General features: G+C 62.0%; 15 protein-coding genes. 14 read left to right on the forward strand and 1 reads right to left on the reverse strand.

The features are described from left to right. The first annotated feature begins 31 nt into the window (after positions 1-31). The 14 genes from secY to ACEWPL_RS00705 all read left to right on the forward strand — a co-directional run bounded on the left by secY (position 32) and on the right by ACEWPL_RS00705 (position 15,443). On the forward strand, positions 32-1,399 hold the full coding sequence (gene secY / locus ACEWPL_RS00640; RefSeq protein WP_393935155.1) for a preprotein translocase subunit SecY: 1,368 nt from the start codon (positions 32-34) through the stop codon (positions 1,397-1,399). After that, entirely contained in the window at positions 1,400-2,047 is a 648-nt protein-coding gene (locus ACEWPL_RS00645) for an adenylate kinase (RefSeq protein ID WP_393935153.1), read from the forward strand. A gap of 238 nt (positions 2,048-2,285) precedes the next feature. After that, positions 2,286-2,654, forward strand: a complete 369-nt coding sequence (gene rpsM / locus ACEWPL_RS00650; protein WP_393935151.1) for a 30S ribosomal protein S13 — start codon at positions 2,286-2,288, stop codon at positions 2,652-2,654. Positions 2,655-2,669: 15 nt separating this feature from the next. Further along, on the forward strand, positions 2,670-3,059 hold the full coding sequence (rpsK, locus tag ACEWPL_RS00655) for a 30S ribosomal protein S11 (protein WP_076532328.1): 390 nt from the start codon (positions 2,670-2,672) through the stop codon (positions 3,057-3,059). A gap of 113 nt (positions 3,060-3,172) precedes the next feature. Further along, on the forward strand, positions 3,173-4,189 hold the full coding sequence (locus ACEWPL_RS00660; protein WP_393935149.1) for a DNA-directed RNA polymerase subunit alpha: 1,017 nt from the start codon (positions 3,173-3,175) through the stop codon (positions 4,187-4,189). 120 nt (positions 4,190-4,309) lie between these two features. Continuing rightward, positions 4,310-4,735 (forward strand): 50S ribosomal protein L17, encoded by a 426-nt coding sequence (gene rplQ, locus ACEWPL_RS00665; RefSeq protein WP_393935148.1) that lies wholly within the window; start codon positions 4,310-4,312, stop codon positions 4,733-4,735. A gap of 151 nt (positions 4,736-4,886) precedes the next feature. Beyond that, entirely contained in the window at positions 4,887-6,266 is a 1,380-nt protein-coding gene (locus tag ACEWPL_RS00670) for a trypsin-like peptidase domain-containing protein (protein WP_393935146.1), read from the forward strand. 3 nt (positions 6,267-6,269) lie between these two features. Beyond that, positions 6,270-7,589, forward strand: a complete 1,320-nt coding sequence (locus ACEWPL_RS00675) for a replication-associated recombination protein A (RefSeq protein WP_393935144.1) — start codon at positions 6,270-6,272, stop codon at positions 7,587-7,589. 374 nt (positions 7,590-7,963) lie between these two features. Further along, the gene (locus ACEWPL_RS00680; protein ID WP_393935142.1) at positions 7,964-9,574 is read left to right on the forward strand and encodes an ABC transporter substrate-binding protein; all 1,611 of its coding nucleotides are present in this window, start codon (positions 7,964-7,966) and stop codon (positions 9,572-9,574) included. After that, entirely contained in the window at positions 9,559-9,801 is a 243-nt protein-coding gene (locus tag ACEWPL_RS00685; protein ID WP_393935140.1) for a hypothetical protein, read from the forward strand. The genes ACEWPL_RS00680 and ACEWPL_RS00685 overlap by 16 nt, the downstream gene beginning before the upstream one ends. A gap of 154 nt (positions 9,802-9,955) precedes the next feature. Beyond that, a complete protein-coding gene (locus tag ACEWPL_RS00690) occupies positions 9,956-11,485 on the forward strand; it encodes an ABC transporter substrate-binding protein (protein WP_393935138.1) in 1,530 nt (509 codons plus the stop codon). 184 nt (positions 11,486-11,669) lie between these two features. Further along, positions 11,670-12,626 (forward strand): ABC transporter permease, encoded by a 957-nt coding sequence (locus ACEWPL_RS00695; RefSeq protein WP_393935136.1) that lies wholly within the window; start codon positions 11,670-11,672, stop codon positions 12,624-12,626. Positions 12,627-12,638: 12 nt separating this feature from the next. Next, complete coding sequence (locus tag ACEWPL_RS00700; protein WP_393935135.1) at positions 12,639-13,739, forward strand: ABC transporter permease; 1,101 nt, start codon at positions 12,639-12,641, stop codon at positions 13,737-13,739. A 6-nt stretch (positions 13,740-13,745) separates the two neighbouring features. Next, positions 13,746-15,443 (forward strand): ABC transporter ATP-binding protein, encoded by a 1,698-nt coding sequence (locus tag ACEWPL_RS00705; RefSeq protein WP_393935133.1) that lies wholly within the window; start codon positions 13,746-13,748, stop codon positions 15,441-15,443. 790 nt (positions 15,444-16,233) lie between these two features. Here ACEWPL_RS00705 and carB read toward each other — a convergent pair. Next, positions 16,234-19,536: a carbamoyl-phosphate synthase large subunit gene (gene carB, locus ACEWPL_RS00710; protein ID WP_393935400.1), complete on the reverse strand. Its 3,303-nt coding sequence runs from the start codon at positions 19,534-19,536 to the stop codon at positions 16,234-16,236.

Genomic DNA, 19,536 nt, shown 5'->3' on the forward strand with positions numbered 1-19,536 from the left:
GGCGGCGTTTGTCATTCCGAAAGAGACCCGAATGGTATCTGCAGCAGAACAAATGGCGGCCAACACCAGCTGGGCGGCGCTCGGCAAGGCCACCGATCTACGCAAGCGCATCGTCTATACCCTGATGCTCTTGATCGTCTATCGCCTCGGCACCTGGATCCCGGTGCCCGGCATCGACGGCGTCGAGCTGCGGGAATTCATGTCGAACGCGGGGGCCAGCATTGGCGGCATGCTCAGCATGTTCACCGGCGGCGCTCTGGGACGGATGGGGATTTTTGCCCTTGGCATCATGCCCTATATTTCGGCCTCGATTATCGTTCAGCTTATGACGGCGATGGTTCCGGCGCTTGAGCAACTCAAGAAAGAAGGCGAGGCGGGGCGCAAGAAAATCAACCAGTACACGCGCTACGGCACCGTGTTCCTGGCGACGTTGCAGTCCTACGGCCTCGCGGTCAGTCTGCAATCGGGCGATCTGGTCACCAATCCCGGCACATTCTTTATCGTCTCGTGCATGATCACCCTGGTCGGCGGCACCATGTTCCTGATGTGGCTGGGCGAGCAGATCACCGCGCGCGGTATCGGCAACGGCATCTCGCTGATCATTTTCGTCGGCATCATCGCCGAGGTGCCTGCGGCCCTCGCGCAGTTCTTTGCCAGCGGCCGTTCGGGCGCGATCAGCCCGGCCGTGATCGTCGGCGTGATCGTGATGGTGGTCGCCGTGATCGCCTTCGTGGTCTTCATGGAGCGGTCCCTGCGCAAGGTGCATATCCAATATCCGCGCCGCCAGGTGGGGATGAAGGTCTATGATGGCGGTTCGTCGCACCTGCCGATCAAGGTGAACCCAGCGGGCGTGATCCCGGCGATCTTCGCGTCGTCGCTGCTGCTGCTTCCAACCACGATCAGCACGTTCTCGGGCGGGCAGGGCACCAGCCCGGTCATGTCCACGATCCTCGCCTATTTCGGGCCGGGTCAGCCGCTCTACCTGCTGTTCTTCACCGGCATGATCGTGTTCTTTGCCTATTTCTACACCTACAACGTCGCGTTCAAGCCTGACGAGGTTGCGGACAATCTCAAGAACCAGAACGGCTTTGTCCCCGGCATCCGTCCGGGCAAGCGGACGGCGGAGTATCTGGAATATGTCGTCAGCCGTATTCTGGTCCTCGGATCGGGCTACCTGGCGCTGGTCTGCCTGCTGCCGGAAATTTTGCGCGCACAGTTCGCCATTCCCTTTTATTTCGGCGGCACTTCGGTTCTTATTGTCGTGTCGGTCACGATGGATACGATCCAGCAGGTGCAAAGCCACCTTTTGGCGCATCAATACGAAGGCCTGATTGAAAAATCGCAGCTTGGCGGCAAAGGAAAGCGTCGCGCACGGCGCAAAGGGACAGGACGTAAGTAAATGAACATTATTCTTCTCGGACCGCCGGGCGCGGGCAAGGGCACGCAGGCTCAGCATCTGGTTGCCGAACGTGGCATGATCCAGCTCAGCACGGGCGACATGCTGCGCGAAGCCAAGGCCTCCGGCACCGAGATGGGTAAGAAAGTGGCCGACGTGATGGCACGCGGCGATCTGGTCACCGACGAGATCGTGATCGGCCTCATCCGGGAAAAGCTCGAAGGCGAGAAGGGCGGCGGATTCATCTTTGACGGCTTCCCGCGTACGCTGCCGCAGGCCGACGCGCTTGGCCAGCTTCTGGCCGATTGTGGCGAGAGTCTGGATGCCGTGATCGAGATGCAGGTCGATGACGAGGCACTGGTCGAGCGGATCACATCGCGCTCCACCTGCGCGGGCTGCGGCGCGGTCTATAACGACAAGACCAAGCCCATTCCCGAGGACGGCGTCTGCACCAGCTGCGGCGAGACGCACGAATTTGTGCGCCGCGCCGATGACAACGAGGAAGCGCTGCGCAACCGCCTCATGGAATACTACAAGAAGACGTCGCCGCTGATCGGCTACTACTATGCCAAGGGCATGCTGAGCTCCGTCAACGGCCTTGGCAGCATGGAAGACGTCACCGCCTCGATCGCGGCTGTTCTGGACGCCTGATCGCAGCCTCCAAAGACACCGGGCAGGGGTGCGGCGCACAAGATTTGCGCGCCGCCCTTGACGCCCCGCCCAAATCCCCCTAACCAGCACCATCCCGCAAGGGAGCTGATTCATTTGGGGCTTGCCCCATGCCGAATCGATCACCTGAATTCAGCTACGGCCCAGGGCAGTCGCCTCGGGCCTGCGTTGTGAAAAAAGGGCCCGGAATTACGGGCTCGCAACGAAAAGGAATATGCACGTGGCACGTATCGCCGGCGTCAACATCCCGACGCACAAACGGGTTCCCATTGCCCTCACCTATGTCACCGGTATCGGCCATTCGACGGCCAAGACCATCTGCGAAGCTGTCGGTATCGACGCCTCGCGCCGCGTCAACGAGTTGAGCGACACCGAAGCTGTCGCCCTGCGCGAGTATATCGACGCCAACCTGACCGTCGAAGGCGATCTGCGCCGCGAGACGCAGATGAACATCAAGCGTCTGATGGACCTTGGTTGCTATCGCGGTCTGCGCCACCGCCGGAACCTGCCGGTTCGCGGCCAGCGCACCCATACAAATGCCCGCACCCGCAAAGGCCCCGCAAAGGCCATTGCCGGCAAGAAGAAATAAGGGAGGGCAGCAGATATGGCACGCGATACCCGCCGCACGAAGAAGAAGGTTTCCAAGAACATCGCCACCGGCGTTGCGCATGTGAACTCTTCGTTCAACAACACCAAGATCCTGATCTCCGACGTTCAGGGCAACGCGATTGCATGGTCCTCGGCCGGCAGCTGTGGCTTCAAGGGCTCGCGCAAGTCGACGCCCTACGCCGCCCAGCTGGCTGCAGAGGATGCAGGCAAGAAGGCGCAAGAGCACGGCATGCGCACGCTGGAAGTCGAAGTGCAGGGCCCCGGTTCGGGCCGCGAGAGCGCGCTGCGCGCTCTGGCTGCTGTCGGCTTCAACATCACGTCCATCCGCGACGTGACGCCGATGGCGCATAACGGCTGCCGTCCGCCGAAGCGCCGCCGCGTCTGAGGCCACTATTTCAAGTGGGGCTGCGCATGTCCGCGCGGCCCCATTTACGTCATTTTGAAACCTCGGGCGTCTCGGCCGTCGGACATGCGGACGGGACTGGTATGGAGGGACACATGATCCACAAAAATTGGGCTGAACTGATCAAGCCGACCCAGCTGGACGTCAAGCCGGGCAATGATCCCGCGCGTCACGCAACGGTCGTCGCTGAGCCGCTTGAGCGGGGCTTTGGCCTGACGCTGGGCAACGCGCTGCGCCGCGTTCTGATGTCGTCGCTGCAAGGCGCCGCCATCACCGCTGTCCAGATCGACAACGTGCTGCATGAATTCTCGTCCGTCGCGGGTGTCCGCGAGGATGTCACCGACATCATCCTGAACCTCAAGGGCGTCGCGCTCCGCATGGAAGTCGAAGGCCCCAAGCGCCTGTCGATCAGTGCCAAGGGTCCCGGCATTGTCACCGCCGGCGATATCTCGGACAGCTCGGGCATCGAGGTTCTGAACCGCGACCACGTGATTTGCCACCTCGACGAGGGCGCGGATCTCTTCATGGAGCTGACGGTCAACACCGGCAAGGGTTATGTCGCCGCCGACAAGAACAAGCCCGAGGACGCGCCGATCGGCATGATCCCCGTGGACGCGATCTACAGCCCCGTCCGCCGTGTCAGCTATGACGTGCAGCCGACCCGCGAGGGCCAGGTGCTGGACTATGACAAGCTGACGCTGAAGGTCGAAACCGATGGTTCGATCACGCCGGATGACGCCGTGGCCTATGCCGCGCGCATCCTGCAGGACCAGCTGAGCATCTTCGTCAACTTCGACGAGCCCGAGAGTGCGGGCCGCCAGGACGACGATGACGGTCTCGAGTTCAACCCGCTTCTGCTCAAGAAAGTGGACGAACTGGAGCTGTCGGTGCGGTCTGCGAACTGCCTCAAGAACGACAACATCGTCTATATCGGCGATCTGATCCAGAAGACCGAGGCCGAGATGCTGCGCACGCCGAACTTCGGCCGCAAGTCCTTGAACGAGATCAAGGAAGTGCTGTCGGGCATGGGTCTGCACCTTGGCATGGATGTCGAGGATTGGCCGCCCGACAATATCGAGGATCTGGCGAAGAAGTTCGAAGACGCCTTTTAAGATTTCGCAGGTCGGGCCACGTCGCCCGGCCTGCAAATACCCGGGCACATGCCCCAAGGAGAGCGGCCTGACACGCATCATGCCGCCGGACAAAGCAAAACACGTTAAGGAGTATTACAAATGCGTCACGCAAGAGGTTACCGCCGCCTGAACCGTACTCATGAGCACCGCAAGGCGCTGTGGGCGAACATGGCCGGCTCGCTCATCGAACATGAGCAGATCAAGACAACACTGCCGAAAGCCAAGGAACTGCGCCGCATCATCGAGAAGATGATCACGCTGGGCAAGCGCGGCGATCTGCACGCCCGCCGCCAGGCCGCCGCACAGCTGAAGCAGGATCAGTATGTCGAGAAGCTGTTCGACGTTCTGGGCCCGCGCTACAAGGACCGCCAGGGCGGTTATGTCCGCGTCCTCAAGGCGGGCTTCCGCTATGGCGACATGGCGCCTATGGCGATCATCGAATTCGTCGACCGCGATCCGGCTGCCAAGGGCAAAGCCGACAAGGAACGCGTCGCTGCCGAAATGGCGGATATGGACGAAGACTAAACATCGCCCGCAAGGGCATGTGACACAAGGCCCTCGCCGGATCCGGCGGGGGTTTTTGCATTTCCGGGCAGGCTCTCGCAAACTTGCAATCGCGCGCGCCGGGGCGCATATCGCGGGGCAGACAGTTCGCAGGCATTTTTCCGAGGCGCCCATGCTGAAACCCTTCGCCGTCGTGCTTATCACGCTCGCCACGCCCGTCGCTGCCCAGATGGAGGTGCCGCAAAACAGCGCACAGATCCAGATGGGGTTCGTGCCGGTGGTCAAGGCGGTCACACCTGCCGTGACCAATATCTATGCGCGCCGGGTGATCGAGGGCCGCGCCAGCCCCTTTGCCGACGATCCGTTCTTTGGTCAGCTTTTCCAGAATTTTGGCGGGCAGCGCCCGCGCGTGGAGAACTCGCTGGGCTCGGGTGTGATCCTGGGCAGAGATGGCATCGTTGTGTCAAATCATCATGTGGTCGGGCAGGCGACCGACATCCGCGTCGTGCTGAATGACCGGCGCGAATTCGATGCGACGGTCCTTTTGGCTGACGAGGAAAGCGATCTGGCAATCCTCCAGCTTGAGGGGGGCGAGGGCCTGCCCGCGCTGGAGCTGCGAGCCTCCGACAGCGTCGAGGTGGGCGAGCTGGTGCTGGCCGTCGGCAATCCGTTCGGCGTAGGCCAGACCGTCAGCAGCGGCATCGTCTCGGGCCTTGCACGCTCGGGGACAGCGACGGGCAATGCGCGCGGCTATTTTATCCAGACCGACGCGCCGATCAATCCGGGCAATTCGGGCGGGGCGCTGGTGGATGTGAATGGCGCGCTTATCGGGATCAACACCTCGATCCTCAGCCGCTCGGGCGGCTCGAACGGGATCGGCTTTGCCATCCCCGCCACGCTGGTGCGCCAGTTCGTCGATCAGGCCCGCGCGGGCGAGACCCGGTTTCAGCGCCCATGGGCCGGCGTCACCGGCCAGCCGGTCACGTATGACATGGCCGAGGGGCTGGGCCTGTCGCGCGCGGGTGGTATCATCCTGTCAGACATGCACCCGGCCAGCCCTTTTGGCGCGGCGGGCCTTGCGCCCGGTGATGTGATCCTCGCCGTGGACGGGCAGGAGGTGAACGGCCCCGCCGAGATGATCTATCGCATGAGCGTTGCGGGCCTTGGCGCGGACGTGGCGATCAGCGCGATCCAAGATGGCGAGGCGCGCGAGGTGCGTGTGCCGATGCTGCGCGCCCCCGATCAGCCGCCCCGCGCCACGCTGACGACAGGGGCGCGCGCCGCCGTGCCGGGCCTCACGCTCAGCACCGTAAATCCCGCCGTGATGGCCGAGTATGACCTGCCGCTGACCGCGATGGGTGTGCTGGTCAAGGATCCGGGCGACATAGGCGCACGCGCCGGGCTGCGGGCGGGCGACGTCATTCTTGGCATCAATGGCGCCGCCGTTACCGACAGCGCCAGCGCTGAGGCGGCGCTGGAGGCGGCCGAGCGGCGCCTTGCCCTAGATGTCCAGCGCGGGCAGCGGCGGCTGACCATGCGCTTCCGGCTCTAGCTCATGGCGGATCTCTTCGATACTGGCGAGGCACCCGAGGGCCAGCCCCAAGGCCATCGCCCGCTGGCGGACCGCCTGCGGCCCAAGGCCCTTGGCGAGGTGATCGGGCAGGAACAGGTGCTGGGCCCGGAGGCGCCTCTGGGTGTCATGCTGGCCGCGGGCAGCCTTGGCAGCCTCATCTTCTGGGGGCCGCCCGGCGTGGGCAAGACGACCATCGCGCGCCTTCTGGCCGATGTGACGGACCTGCATTTCATCCAGATCAGTGCCATCTTTTCGGGCGTGGCCGAGCTGAAGAAGGTGTTTCAGGAGGCGAAGCACCGCGCCGCGAACGGGCAGGGGACGCTGCTTTTCGTGGATGAGATCCACCGCTTCAACAAGGCGCAGCAGGACGGGTTCCTGCCCTACATGGAGGATGGCACGATCCTTCTGGTCGGGGCCACCACCGAGAACCCCAGTTTCGAATTGAACGCCGCCCTTCTCAGCCGTAGTCAGGTGTTGATCCTCACGCGCCTCGACCTCGCCGATCTTGAACGCCTTGCCCAGAGGGCCGAGCGAGAACTCGGCCGCGCCCTGCCGCTCGACGGCCCCGCGCGCGAGGCGCTGCTGGAGATGGCCGACGGGGACGGGCGCGCTCTTCTGAACCTGATCGAGCAGATCATGGCATGGAAGATCGAGGGCAAGCTGGGCACAGAGGGGCTGGCCTCCCGCCTCATGCGCCGCGCCGCGAAATATGACAAATCGGGCGACGAGCATTACAACCTGATCTCGGCGCTGCACAAATCCGTGCGCGGGTCTGACCCCGACGCGGCGCTTTACTGGCTGGCGCGGATGCTGACCGGGGGTGAGGATCCGCGATACCTTGCGCGGCGCATCACGCGCATGGCGGTCGAAGATATCGGCCTCGCTGACACCCACGCGCACCGTGTCTGCCTGGACGCGTGGGAGACGTATGAGCGCGTAGGTAGCCCAGAGGGCGAATTGGCCTTGGGGCAGGCGGTGATCTACCTTGCTCTCGCGCCGAAGTCGAATGCGGGCTACGCGGCCTTCAAGGCGGCGATGCGCGAGGCGAAAAAGACCGGCTCCGAGCCGCCGCCCAAACATATCCTCAACGCGCCCACCAAGCTGATGAAAGAGCAGGGCTTCGGCGCTGGCTATGCTTATGACCACGATGCCGAGGATGCATTTTCAGGTCAGAACTACTTCCCCGATACAATGAAGCGCCCCGTGCTCTACCAGCCGGTCGAGCGTGGATTCGAGCGCGATCTGAAAAAGCGGCTCGACTACTTTTCCAAGCTGAGATTGCGGCGCGGCGGAGGAGATTGATCTCCAGTTTCCCGTCAAAATTGTCTGTTTGCGACATTCATGCTGCATCGCAGCCAAGTGACGCAACGTAAGAAAGGGCGGTCACGGCTCTGTTTTTAAGGGCTTTAGGGTGCGCGACAGCAAGGTCAAGCCATAAAAATAAGGCTTTTTGGCATATTCTTGCTGGCGGTGCGGCAAGATACGTGTTTTCATCTGCGCATGTCGCAATCAGACTATCATTTTGCAGACCGACATTCACGCTGTCACAGGTCCGCTTCGCGCGGTCCAGTATGGACGGGGGAGGCGCAAAGAGTGGGCGCGCATAATAATGTGTGCCTTGCCCGCGCGGTCTGATTGCGGAAAGCAGAATTCAATCAAAATCGGAGGTATCTATTATGACTAAGGTTAAGGATGACGAATTGATGACGCGGCTGGGCAATGCCGCGAAAACCGGCGGTATTTCGCGCCGCTCGTTCATGAATTATTCGATGGCCGCCGGCGTTGGTGCGACGACCGCGACCGGCCTTTGGACCAGCAAGGCAAACGCGGCCCCGCAGAAGGGTGGCACGTTCCGCTTTGGCATCCATGACGGCAACTCGTCCGATACGCATGATCCCGGCACCTATGTCAGCCGCCAGCAGATCTATCTGGCGCACCAGTACCGCTCGTATCTGACGATGATCAATCCCGACGGCACCCTTGGCAACGACTTGGCCACCGCGTGGGAGCCGAACGAGGACGCATCTGTCTGGACGTTTGAGATCAACCCCGATGCCAGCTTCCACTCGGGCAAGGCCGTGACGGCCGAGGATGTCGTGGACTCGCTGAACTTCCACCGCGGCGAGAAGTCGACCTCGGCGGCCAAATCCCTGCTGACCTCAGTCTCGGACATCCGTGCGGATGGCGAGCATACCGTCGTGGTCGAGCTGAATGGCGGCAATGCCGATGTTCCGTGGCTGATGACCGACTATCACTTTGCCATCTGCCCCAGCAACGGCGACGGCACGATTGACTGGCAGTCCGGCGACGGCTCGGGCCCCTACAAGATTGACGAGGCCGAGTGGGGTGTTCAATTCCGCCTGTCGCGCCACGAGGGCTGGCACCTGGAGGGCGCCTATTTCGACGAGCTCTTGATGCTGGTACTGAACGATCCCAACGCGCGGCAGACGGCCCTCGTGACGGGTGACGTGGACGCGGTGTCGCTGGTCGACCTCAAGACCAAATCGCTGCTGGAGCGTGACCCGAACATCGAAATCCTGTCAGTGCCTTCGGCTGCGGCGATCACGATGCCAATGTTCTGCGACACGGCGCCTTTTGACGATGTCAACGTGCGCAACGCGCTGAAACTGGCGATGGATCGTGACGAGATCATCCAGAAGATCGCCTTCGGCGAGGCGACGATGGGCAATGATTTCCATCACAGTCCCGCGATGCCCTACTTCCCCGAGGGGATCGAGCAACGCAGCTATGACCCCGATCAGGCCAAGTCGCTGCTGAAGAAGGCCGGGGCGGAAGGTCTGGAAGTCAGCCTCAGCACCGCGGACTCGGTGTTCTCGGGCGCGGTCGACATGTGCGTGCTTTACTCCGAGCAGGCCAGCAAGGCGGGCATCAAGGTCAATGTCGTGCGCGAGCCTAACGATGGCTACTACTCGGATGTCTGGCTGAAAAAGCCGTTCACCGCCGTCAGCTGGGGTGCGCGCCCCACGCCCGACGTGATGTATAGCCTGGCCTATGCATCAGACGCGGCCTGGAACGAGTCGCACTGGCAGAACGAGAAGTTCAACGAGCTTCTGGTCAAGGCCAAGGCCGAGTTGAACGATGAGCGCCGCAGCGAGATGTATCGCGAAATGGCACTGCTGGCGAAGGATGACGGGGGCACGATCATCCCGTTCTTCAACAACTTCGTCTACGCGGTGCGCGGCAACGTTCAGACCGGCGAAAATCTGGCGCCCAGCTGGGAGTTGGACGGCGCGCGCGGGCCCAGCCGCTGGTGGTTCGCAAGCTGATCGCGCAAGGACAGATCGGGTCCGGCATCAAGCGATGCCGGACCCTGCTTGGCGGCACGGCCTCCGGCGTGCAGGGCAGCGCATTGCAGCACCCGTGGCAGGCAATAAAATTTCACCAAAAGAAAATTGATGAAAATCATCACCTTGATATAAACTTGTGGATGGAACGGTTCATTCGTGTTTTGCTGGTCAAGGGTCGTTTTCACACCCACGATGCCAAGGCATAGCGCCGACACTGCTCGGATACCGACGGTCTTCAGCCGGTCGCGCAATAAAAAACAGGGATCAAAGGGAGAAGATATGAAAAAGCCAATCAACCAGCAAATGTTGGACCACCTTGCACATGCAGCCCGCGAAGGGCGTATTTCAAGGCGGTCCTTCATGCATTATTCGATGGCCGCAGGTGTCACCGCCAGCGCCGCAACCGGCCTCTGGGGCACCGCAGCCCGGGCCGAACCCAAACGCGGCGGCACGTTCCGCCTTGCCCAACATGATGGCAACTCGGGCGACAGCCACGATCCCGGTCTCTACGAATCCAACGCAGAGATCATGCTGGCCCATACATTCCGCGCCTTCCTGACGCAGATCATGCCGGACGGCACTCTGGCGGGTGACGTGGCCACGGAATGGTCGGCATCGGACGATGCGTCCGAATGGACGTTCAAGCTGAACCCAAATGCGACGTTCCATTCTGGCAAGAAGGTCACGGCCGAGGATGTCATCGCCTCGATGAACCTGCACCGCGGCGAAGGGAGCACTTCGACTGCGAAAGCGCTGATGACGGGCATCAACGAAATCGTCGCCGATGACGAGCATACCGTGACGTTCAAGATGGACGCCGGCAATGCTGATCTGCCCTGGCTGATGACCGATTATCACCTGGTCATCCTGCCTGCGAATGATGATGGCACTGCCAATTGGCAATCCGGCGACGGCTGCGGCCCCTACAAGCTGGACGTTTTCGAGCCTGGCTTGCGCGCATCGCTGACCCGCCACGAGGACTGGCACGGCGAGGGGGCCTATTTCGACGCGGTCGAGGTGACATTCATCAACGATCCCAACGCGCGCCAGACTGCCCTGGTCACAGGCGATGCAGACGCGACAAGCTGGCTGGAAAACAAGACGATGGCGCTTCTGGAGCGTCATGCGGAGGTCGACGTGATCAACGTGCCCTCGGCGCAGACTGTGACGATGCCGATGTTCTGCGATGTCGCGCCGTTCGACGATGTGGACGTGCGCAACGCGCTGAAGCTGTCGATCAAGCGCGAGGAAATGGTCGAGACGATCCTGTTCGGCGCGGGTAGCGTCGCCAACGACTTCCACCACTCGCCGGCGATGCCCTACTATCCCGAAGACATCGAACAGCGCGCCTACGATCCGGACCAGGCGAAGTCGCTGCTGAAGAAGGCCGGCAAGGAGAACCTGTCGGTCACGCTCAGCAGTGCCGATTCCATTGCGACCGGTGCGGTTGATGTGGCCATCCTCTATGCCGAGCATGCCAAGGCGGCGGGGATCGACATCAAGGTCTCGCGAGAGCCCAATGATGGCTATTGGTCCGATGTCTGGCTGAAAAAGCCGTTCTGCATGGTCGCCTGGGGCGCGCGCCCGACGCCGGACGTGATGTACAGCCTTGCCTACAAATCCGACGCCGCCTGGAACGAATCGCATTGGCAGAACGAGGAGTTCAACAAGCTTCTGGACCAGGCCAAGTCCGAGCTGGACGACAGCCTGCGCGCCGAGATGTATCGCGACATGGCGATCCTCGCCAAGGACGACGGCGGCACGGTGATCCCCTACTGGATGAATTTCGTCTACGGCAAGCGCAAGAGTATCGGGACGACGGGCGAATATACCAATGCCTGGCAGCTGGACGGCTACCGCGCCTGCAGCCGCTGGTGGTTCGACAGTTGATCCGAGGATGCGGCCCGGCAGCCACCTGCCGGGCTTTTTCCTCGCGGTGAGGGCCGCGACGAATTTTCGGGCAGGATCATCGGCTTATCCGGTGAAATTGGCGGAACCCGCCACCGCCCACCACCGTTAAAGAATATTGCGCCGCGCAAGCGGTTAAAGAACAAAAAAAACGCAGGAGGGACAAATGGGAGACATTCTTGGGCTCGTTGCAAAACGGCTCGGTTTGGGGCTGTTTATTCTATTCGTGATATCAGTCATCATCTTCTTCATGGTCGAACTGCTGCCCGGCGATATTGCCGAGGCGGTCTTGGGCCAGGGTGCAACCGAGGAAAACGTGAGAAACCTGCGCGAGCAGATGGGTCTGAACGATCCTGCGCTGGTGCGGTATTTCGACTGGCTCAAGGGGGCGATCTTCTTCGATTTCGGACGCTCCATCGTGACCCAGGAACCAGTGATGAGCGTCATCGGCGAGCGGTTCCGCAACACGCTGTTCCTGGCGACCTACGCCGCGGTCATCGCGGTGCCCTTCGCCATCATCCTCGGTGTGATCGTCGCGCTTCTGCGCAACTCGATCTTCGACCGGGTGGCCAACGTGTTGACGCTGACCTCGATCTCGAGCCCGGAATTCTTTCTTGGCTACATCCTGATCCTCTATTTCTCGGTCAAGTGGGGCATGTTCCCCGCCATCGCCAGTCTCAGTGACGGCATGTCTTTCTGGGAGCTTTTGCAGCGCACGTTCCTGCCCGCGCTGACGCTGGTCCTGGTCGTGACGGCTCACATGATGCGCATGACACGCGCCGCGATCATCAACCTTCTGGCCTCGCCCTACATCGAGATGGCCAAATTGAAGGGCACGCCGCCCTGGAAGGTGATCGTCCGCCACGCTCTGCCCAACGCCTGGGCGCCCATCATCAACGTCGTCGCGCTGAACCTGGCCTATCTCATCACGGGCGTTGTCCTTGTCGAGGTGGTTTTCGTCTATCCCGGGATCGGGCAGGCGCTGGTCGACGCAGTGTCCAAGCGTGATTTCCCGGTGGTGCAGGCCTGCTGCCTGATCTTCGCCGCCACCTTCATCCTGCTGAACCTTGCGGCAGATGTGGGCGCAATTCTGACCAACCCGCGCCTGCGGCATCCGAAGTAAGGGAGAGAGACAATGGAAGATATTTCGACCCTTTTGTACTTTGGCATGTCGCCCAGCATGTTCGCGATCGTGTACTTCACGGTCCTGCTGGTCGCGTCCTGCGCCTTTGCCTACTACAACCAGCGCTCGCCGTTCCTGCTGGTCTTTTCGCTGACGCTGGTGTCGATCATCGTCGCCATTGTTGGCGGCGCCAGCGCGTTGTCGATGATCGCTGTCACGGCCTTCGTGATCGCGCTTGCGGCGATGATGTCCTACGGCTTCCGCGAGTTCCTGATCATGATCGTCTCCAAGGAGATGGCCAAGGAATTGCGCACCGCGCCCCTGACGGCGGCGTTCGGCATGTTCGTCATCTTCATCTATGTGATCGCCGGCATCTTCGCGCCGTGGATCGCGCCGCATGGTGAGGCCGAAGTCATCGCGTCGGCCTTCGCACCGGCGGATGAAAACATGCTGCTGGGCGCCGATCAGCTGGGCCGCGACATGTTCAGCCGGCTCATCTACGGCACGCGCAACTCGGTCGGGCTGGCCCTGACGGCGACGCTGGGTGCGTTCTTCATGGGGGCCTTCCTGGGGCTTCTGGCGGCGGTAAAAGGTGGCTGGCTCGACAACTTTCTTGGCCGCGTCGCCGACGTGATCATGTCGATTCCGTCGCTGATCTTTGCCCTGCTGATGCTGTCGATCTTCGGCCCCTCCATGCCGGTCATCATCATCGCGGTGGCCATCATTTATGCACCGCGCGTCTTCCGCCTGACACGGGCGGTCGCGGGCGATGTCGTGGTGATGGACTATATCGAGGCCGCCAAGCTGCGCGGGGAGGGGATGTGGTATCTCATCCGCCGCGAAATCCTGCCGAACTCGACCGCGCCGCTGGTGGCTGAATTCGGGCTCGAATTCTGCTTCGTGTTCCTGCTGGTGGCGGGCCTGTCGTTCCTCGGCCTCGGCATCCAGCCGCCCACGGCGGACTGGGGCTCGATGGTGCGCGAGAACGCGACACTGATCTCGTTCGGTGAAATCACACCGCTCATCCCGGCTGCCGCCATCGCGCTTCTGACTGTGGGCGTGAACTTCGTGGTCGACTGGATGCTGCACCGGTCCTCCGGTCTGAAGGAGTAATAGAAAATGGAAAATCCGAAGAAAAAAGAGGTCCTGCTCAAGATCCGGAACCTGAAGATCGAGGGTTACACGGACGAGACCTGGGTGCCGATCATCAAGGGGGTCGATCTGACCCTCCACCGCGGCGAGGTGATGGGCCTGATCGGCGAATCCGGTGCGGGCAAGTCCACCATCGGCGCGGCCGCCATGGGCTATGCCCGTGACGGCACGCGGATCACCGAGGACAGCTCGATCGAGTTCGACGGGATGGAGCTGACCACCGCCACCGAAGCCGAGCGGCGCGGCCTGCGCGGCGCGCGCATCGCCTATGTGGCGCAATCGGCGGCGGCCTCCTTCAACCCGGCGCACAAGATCATCGACCAGCATACCGAGGCACCGCTGCACTACCGCCTGCAAAAGCGGATGGCGGCGCAGGAGGACGCGATCGAGCTGTATAACAAGCTGCGCCTGCCCAACCCTGACGAGATCGGCTTTCGCTATCCTCACCAGGTGTCGGGTGGTCAGCTGCAGCGTGCGATGACCGCGATGGCCATGTCCTGCCGTCCGGACCTCATCATCTTCGACGAGCCGACGACGGCCCTCGACGTGACCACCCAGATTGAGGTGCTGGCCGCGATCCGCGATATCGTGGACGAGTTCAACACCGCCGCGCTCTACATCACGCATGACTTGGCCGTGGTTGCCCAGATGGCTGACACAATCAAGGTCCTGCTGAAGGGCGAGGAGGTCGAGGAGGCGCCGACCAAGCAGATGCTGGAGCATCCCAAGGAAGATTATACCAAGTCCCTCTGGGCCGTTCGCAGCTTCGAGTCCCCGCAGCGTAGCCGCGAGGGGCGCGAGCCGCTGATCGAGGTCAAGAACGTCGATGCGGCCTATGCGTCAGGGCCCAAGATCCTCGATGATGTGAGTTTCGATATCTACGAGGGCATGACCGTCGCCGTGGTGGGCGAATCCGGGTCCGGAAAATCGACCACCGCACGCGTCATCACCGGCCTTCTGCCGCCGCAAAAGGGCGAGGTGCTGTTCAAGGGCGAGCCATTCCCGGCCGATTACCGCAACCGCAACAAGGAGCAGTTGCGCCAGTGCCAGATGATCTATCAGATGGCCGACACCGCGCTGAACCCCAAGGTCAAGATCAGCGAGATCATCGGGCGCCCGGCTAAGTTCTATTCGGGCCTCTCGGGCGCGGCGCTGAAAAACCGTGTGGACGAGCTTCTGGACCTGATCGAGCTGGAGCCGTCCAAATACTACAACCGCTATCCGCCCGAACTGTCGGGCGGACAGAAGCAGCGGATCGGCATCGCCCGCGCACTGGCGGCCGAGCCCAGCTTCATCGTCTGCGACGAGGTGACGTCAGCGCTTGACCAGCTGGTGGCGGAGGGCATCCTGCGCCTGCTGGACCGCCTGCAGGACGAGTTGAACCTGGCCTACATGTTCATCACCCATGACCTCGCGACCGTTCGGTCGATCGCGGATGAGGTTGTCGTCATGCAGAACGGCCAGGTGGTGGAGCAGGGGCCGAAGGACAAGATGTTCACGCCGCCGCACCACCCCTATACCGACCTCCTGCTCAGCTCGGTGCCCGAGATGGACCCCGAGTGGCTGACCACGCTGCTCGAGGAACGCGGCCTCGAGAATATCGGCGAGGCGGCCTCGGATAGCATCGACCCCGACGCGAAGAAGGTCGAGGCAACTAAGGTCTGACCGCAATGCGCAAGCAAAAGCGGCGGATGATATGTCATCCGCCGCTTTTTCTATTCTCGGTATGTGCTGCTAATTCTGCGTTGCGGTCCTCAGACCATGGCCATCCCTGTCAGGATCATCGTGCCGACAATCACGGCATAGACAATCAGCACGGCGGGAAATGTTGCGCTATGCGCACGGAGTTCGCGGTTCAGTTGATCTCTGGTCATGGGTACGATCGCTTTTATCGCAAACCGGGGGTCTCCGTTCCCCGGTCAGAATTGGAAATTGGCGCATGGGGGTATCCCATCCGCCGCTGCATCTGCTGAACTTTTCGAGAGGCCGAACCGAGATGATCCAGCCAAGGCCGGCATGTCAGGTCATCGACATTGCGGACAGGACCATGGTCCCGACGATCAGGCCATAGACGAAAAGCACAGCAGGCCAAGTGGCACTATGCATGCGAAGTTCGCGGTTCAGTTGATCCCGAGTCATGGGTGCCTCCTTTTAGTCTGCGCTTCCGTCTCGAGGGCGTCTTGCTGTGCCCTGATCCGCATCTACAGCTTTTTTCCGTCATTGCAATGGGCAAAAACTGAAAATTACATGCATTGCCTGCATGGCTGCTGAGCCGAGTGCGCATAACTAAAGGTTGCCATCTCAAGGCACTGATTAAGATGAGTTATTTGGCATTTAGCCACTGCGCTTGACGACGAAATAAAATTTCGTCTCACGCGTGGTGCCTGTTTTGTCACAGGGCGTGATCGGCGGCGGCGCCCGCCAAGGCGCCGCTCCGGCTCGTATCAGGCCCATATCAGGCCGCTTGCGGGCCTTGCAGCGGCATCACCTTAAGGTCACCCTCGGCGCGCGCCAGCATCGCCTGTGCGGCCGCCAGAGAGGCGGCAGCGGTGGTGAAGTAGGGGATCTTGTCATAGAGCGCGACAGACCGGATCTCGCGACTGTCCTCGACTGAGAGCGCGCCTTCGGTCGTGTTCATCACTACGGCGATCTCGTTGTTTTTGAGCATGTCGACGATATTGGGGCGCCCCTCGTAGACCTTGTTGACCACAGTGCACTCGATCCCCTGCGCCTTGAGGAAAGCCGCCGTGCCGCGCGTCGCCACGATGGTGAACCCCATGCCGATCATGATTTCCGCTGCTGCGGTGATCTGCGCCATCTTGTCGGCCTCCTTGACCGAGAAGAACACCTGACCTTCGGTGGGCAGGATCACGCCCGCGCCCATCTGCGCCTTGAGGAAGGCACGCGCAAAGCTGACATCCCAGCCCATCACCTCGCCGGTCGAGCGCATTTCCGGCCCGAGGATCGTGTCGACGCCGGGAAAGCGGGCGAAGGGCATGACGGCCTCTTTGACCGAGAACCAGGGCATCGCGTAATCGGCCAGCGTCATCTGGTCGGCCATGGGCAGGCTGCCGGGGGTGGCATCGGCGGGGTAGGCGCCGCGATGGGGGAAGTTGGACAAAGGCTCGCCCGCCATGAGACGCGCGGCAATGGAGGCGATTGCGCTATCGGTCGCCTTGGCGACGAAGGGTACGGTGCGGCTGGCGCGGGGGTTCACCTCGATCAAGTAGATCTCGCCATCCTTGACCGCGAACTGCACATTCATCAGGCCGACGACCTTGAGTGCGCGGGCCAGCGCAATGGTCTGACGCTCGATCTCGGCGATGATATCTGCACTCAGCGTATAGGGCGGGATCGAGCAGGCCGAGTCCCCGGAATGCACGCCCGCCTCCTCGATATGCTGCATGATGCCCGCGACATGCACATTCTCGCCATCGCATAGTGCGTCGACATCGCATTCGATCGCGCCCGAGAGGTAGCTGTCCAGCAGGACGGGCGATTTGCCCGAGACAACGACGGCCTCGGCGATGTAGCGCTCCAGATGGGGCATGTCGCGCACGATCTCCATCGCGCGCCCACCCAAAACGTAAGAGGGGCGGATGACCAGCGGAAAGCCGATACCCTCGGCGATCTCAAAGGCTTGCGCGTCGGTCGAGGCGATGCCGTTGCGCGGCTGCTTCAGCTCCAGCCGGTTCACGAGGTCCTGAAACCTCTCGCGATCTTCGGCAAGGTCGATGGCGTCAGGCGAGGTGCCGAGGATCGGGATGCCCTCGGCCTCGAGCGCATTGGCCAGCTTCAGCGGGGTCTGCCCGCCGAACTGGACGATCACGCCATGCAGCGTGCCATTCTGCTGCTCGACGCGCAGGATCTCCATCACATGCTCGAAGGTCAGAGGCTCGAAATAGAGGCGGTCGGACGTGTCGTAATCGGTGCTGACCGTCTCGGGGTTGCAGTTGATCATGATCGTCTCATAGCCCGCATCGCTGAGCGCATAGCAGGCGTGGCAGCAGCAGTAGTCGAACTCGATGCCTTGGCCGATCCGGTTGGGGCCGCCGCCGAGGATGACGACCTTCTTGGCATCCGTGGGCCGCGCCTCGCATTCGACCTCGCCCATCATCGGGGCCTCGTAGGTGGAATACATGTAGGGCGTTTGCGCCTCAAACTCGGCGGCGCAGGTGTCGATCCGCTTGAAAACCGCGGTGACGCCGGCGCTGCGCCGGGCGGCGCGCACGGCCTCTTCGCTCGTGCCGGTCAGCATGGCAAGACGTGCATCGGTGAAACCCATCATCTTGAGACGGCGCAGGCCCGCTTCATCCTTGGGCAGGCCGCTGGCGCGGACCTCTTCCTCGGCCTCGACAATTTCGCGGATGCGGGCCAGAAACCAAGGATCATACATCGTGACGGCGTGGATGTCGTCATCGGAAAGGCCATGGCGCATGGCCTGCGCGATCACGCGGATGCGGTCGGGCGTCTGCTTGGCCAGCGCGCGGGTGATCGCTGGAACCTCGGGGGCGCCCTCAATCTCGATTTCGTCAAAGCCGGTCAGCCCCGTCTCCATCGACGCCAGCGCCTTTTGCAGCGACTCGTGGATCGTGCGGCCGATTGCCATCGCCTCGCCCACGGATTTCATCGCCGTGGTCAGATGCGGCTCGCTGCCTGCGAATTTCTCGAACGCAAAGCGCGGGATCTTGGTCACGACATAGTCAATCGTCGGCTCGAAGCTGGCCGGTGTGACCTGCGTGATGTCGTTGTCGAGCTCGTCAAGCGTATAGCCCACGGCCAGCTTGGCCGCGATCTTGGCAATTGGGAAACCCGTCGCCTTCGACGCCAGTGCCGAGGAGCGCGAGACACGCGGGTTCATCTCGATCACAACCATGCGGCCGTCGACGGGGTTGATTGCCCATTGCACGTTCGATCCGCCCGTTTCGACGCCAATTTCGCGCAGCACTGCGATGCTGTGATTGCGCATCACCTGATATTCCTTGTCGGTCAGGGTCAGGGCAGGGGCCACGGTGATGCTGTCGCCGGTATGCACGCCCATCGGATCGACGTTTTCAATGGCGCAGACGATGATGGCGTTGTCGGCGCGGTCGCGCACCACCTCCATCTCGAATTCCTTCCAGCCCAAGAGGCTCTCGTCGATCAGAATCTGGCCCACGGGCGAGGCATCGAGGCCGGTCTTGCAATAATGCTCGTAATCGTCGCGGTTATAGGCGACGCCGCCGCCGGTGCCGCCGAGGGTAAACGCGGGGCGGATGATCGCGGGAAGACCAACGTAATCAATGGCATCCATGCATTCCTGCATGGTGTTTGCGATGGTCGCCTTGGGGTTCTCGATGCCCAGACGGTCCATCGCCTCGCGGAAAAGCTTGCGGTCCTCGGCCATCTCGATTGCGGCGCGGTTGGCGCCGATCAGCTCGACGCCGAATTTCTCGAGCACGCCCATATCGGCCACCGCCAGCGCGGTGTTCAGGCCGGTCTGCCCGCCCATGGTGGGCAGCAGCGCGTCGGGACGCTCCTTCTCGATGATCTTGGCCACGATCTCGGGGGTGATCGGCTCGATATAGGTGGCGTCGGCCAGGCCAGGATCGGTCATGATCGTGGCGGGGTTTGAGTTGACGAGGATGACGCGGTAGCCTTCCTCGCGCAGCGCCTTGCAGGCCTGTGCGCCGGAATAGTCGAACTCGCAGGCCTGCCCGATGATGATGGGGCCGGCCCCGATGATCATGATGGATTTGATATCGTCGCGCTTCGGCAT

The sequence above is a fragment of the Roseovarius roseus genome, from assembly GCF_043355935.2.
Classification (GTDB): Bacteria; Pseudomonadota; Alphaproteobacteria; order Rhodobacterales; family Rhodobacteraceae; genus Roseovarius; species Roseovarius roseus.

Excerpts from the sequence above, each read along its gene's own strand:
- ACEWPL_RS00645 (WP_393935153.1), top strand. The coding sequence starts at position 1,400 with ATGAACATTATTCTTCTCGGACCGCCGGGCGCGGGCAAGGGCACGCAG.
- ACEWPL_RS00700 (WP_393935135.1), top strand. The coding sequence starts at position 12,639 with ATGGAAGATATTTCGACCCTTTTGTACTTTGGCATGTCGCCCAGCATG.
- secY (WP_393935155.1), top strand. The coding sequence starts at position 32 with ATGGTATCTGCAGCAGAACAAATGGCGGCCAACACCAGCTGGGCGGCG.
- ACEWPL_RS00660 (WP_393935149.1), top strand. The coding sequence starts at position 3,173 with ATGATCCACAAAAATTGGGCTGAACTGATCAAGCCGACCCAGCTGGAC.
- rpsK (WP_076532328.1), top strand. The coding sequence starts at position 2,670 with ATGGCACGCGATACCCGCCGCACGAAGAAGAAGGTTTCCAAGAACATC.
- ACEWPL_RS00690 (WP_393935138.1), top strand. The coding sequence starts at position 9,956 with ATGCATTATTCGATGGCCGCAGGTGTCACCGCCAGCGCCGCAACCGGC.
- ACEWPL_RS00675 (WP_393935144.1), top strand. The coding sequence starts at position 6,270 with ATGGCGGATCTCTTCGATACTGGCGAGGCACCCGAGGGCCAGCCCCAA.
- ACEWPL_RS00670 (WP_393935146.1), top strand. The coding sequence starts at position 4,887 with ATGCTGAAACCCTTCGCCGTCGTGCTTATCACGCTCGCCACGCCCGTC.
- carB (WP_393935400.1), bottom strand. The coding sequence starts at position 19,536 with ATGCCGAAGCGCGACGATATCAAATCCATCATGATCATCGGGGCCGGC.
- ACEWPL_RS00680 (WP_393935142.1), top strand. The coding sequence starts at position 7,964 with ATGACTAAGGTTAAGGATGACGAATTGATGACGCGGCTGGGCAATGCC.
- ACEWPL_RS00705 (WP_393935133.1), top strand. The coding sequence starts at position 13,746 with ATGGAAAATCCGAAGAAAAAAGAGGTCCTGCTCAAGATCCGGAACCTG.
- ACEWPL_RS00695 (WP_393935136.1), top strand. The coding sequence starts at position 11,670 with ATGGGAGACATTCTTGGGCTCGTTGCAAAACGGCTCGGTTTGGGGCTG.
- rplQ (WP_393935148.1), top strand. The coding sequence starts at position 4,310 with ATGCGTCACGCAAGAGGTTACCGCCGCCTGAACCGTACTCATGAGCAC.